1 protein-coding gene and 1 pseudogene are annotated in these 1,673 nt (G+C 67.6%); both read right to left on the bottom strand.

Annotated elements, in window-relative coordinates; translation table 11 throughout:
* Positions 1-982, bottom strand: a pseudogene (locus tag CF165_RS18050) (hypothetical protein); the annotation flags it as partial.
* A 37-nt stretch (positions 983-1,019) separates the two neighbouring features.
* Positions 1,020-1,673 (bottom strand): hypothetical protein (locus CF165_RS51220; protein WP_158226796.1); only part of this gene is annotated, 654 nt, incomplete at its 5' end.

The following is a 1,673-nucleotide window of genomic DNA, read 5'->3' as shown; positions in this document are numbered from 1 at the left end:
GCGCGATCTGCTTGACGTCGCCGCCGGTCGCCATGCCGATCCACGGCTCGTCGAGGTTCTCCTTCATCGCGAAGTTGCCGTCGAGGATCGCGCCGATCCGGTTGCCTTCGAGCGACCACTGGGTGGCGCGGCCGTCCGGGTTCAGCACGTGCCAGTCGCCGTCCAGCTGGTCCTTCGCGAAGATGATCCCGGCGCCGTTGCTGAAGGCGATCCGGCCGTTGTTCAGGGCGATCTGCTTGACGTCGTGTCCGTCGGCCATCAGGTGCCAGCTGTCGTAAAGGCCGTTCTTCAGCAGGAAGTTCCCGTCCAGGATGGCGCCGATCCGGTCGCCGTCGAAGACCCACTGCGTGGCCCGGCCGTCCGGGTTGAGCGTCGCCCAGGAGCCGTCACGCTCGTCCTTGGCGAGGATGACGCCCGCGCCGTTGCTGAAGCCGTAGCGGGTGACCGTCGCGTACTTCGGCGGCACCGGTGCCGCGACTTCGTTGAGCATCGAGGTCGCCTTGGCTTCCGAATCGTTGTAGCGGCCCCGCAGGTCGGCTCGCGGCCGCTGCACGTCGGCGGCGACATCGCCGGCCCGGTAGGCCGGATGCGTCCGCTCGACGTTCATCGCGGCCTGGAAGAAGCGCGTCGCGGCGTGGCTCACGTCGAGGACCTCGGCCACGGTCCCCCAGCCCTGGCTGGGCCGCTGCTGGAAGACACCCAGCGAGTCGGAGTCACCGCAGTTGAGGTTGTTCATGTGGGACTCGACCCAGCCGGTCTCGAAACCGGCCAGCATGACCCTCGGCGAGACACCGAGTCCGGCACCGACCTGGTAGACGGTCCGGGTCACGTTCAGGTCCCGGTCGGACGGCACGGCGCACGCGACCGACGCGGTCGCCGCGGTTTCGGCGGCGGTGGCCATCGGCGTGCCGGTCAATGCGACAGCGATCGTGAGGCCGGCCAGGACAGCGGATCTCTTCGGGAAATGGGCAGGAAAGGACATCGGATTCTCCTGGAAAGTGTTGGCAGGGAAAAGAAAGTCAGCCGATCTGGACGGTGCGGTCGCGGTTCTGGACGTGCTTGACGTCGCCGCCGGCGGCCATCGTCAGCCAGGGGCCGTCCAGGGCTTCCTTCATCGCGAAGTTGCCGTCGAGCACGGCGCTGATGTTGCCGCCTTCGAGCTGCCATTCGGTGGCGCGGCCGTCCGGGTTGAGCACGTGCCAGGTGCCGTAGACGTCGTCCTTGGCGAGGATCGCGCCGGCGCTGTTGCTGAAGGCGATCCGGTTGCCCTTCAGCTGGATCTGCTTGACGTCGCCGCCGGTGGCCATGGGCAGCCAGCTGCCGTCGAGCGTTTCCTTCATCGCGAAGTTGCCGTCGAGGATCGCGCCGATCCGGTCACCTTCGAGCACCCACTGGGTGGCTCGGCCGTCCGGGTTGAGAACGTGCCAGGTCCCGTCACGGTCGTCCTTGGCGAAGATGATCCCGGCGCTGTTGCTGAAGGCGATCCGGCCGTTGTTCAGCGCGATCTGCTTGACGTCGCCGCCGGTCGCCATGCCGATCCACGGCGCGTCGAGGTCTTCCTTCATGGCGAAGTTGCCGTCCAGGATCGCGCCGATCCGGGCGCCGTTCATCACCCACTGCGTCGCCCGGCCGTCCGGGTTCAGGACATGCCAGGCCCCTTCGAACTCGTCCTT

Origin of the sequence: Amycolatopsis vastitatis, from assembly GCF_002234595.1 — a bacterium.
Classification (GTDB): domain Bacteria; phylum Actinomycetota; class Actinomycetes; order Mycobacteriales; family Pseudonocardiaceae; genus Amycolatopsis; species Amycolatopsis vastitatis.
The sequence above is the reverse complement of the archived record's forward strand: the minus strand, read 5'-3'. Positions and strand labels throughout refer to the sequence as shown.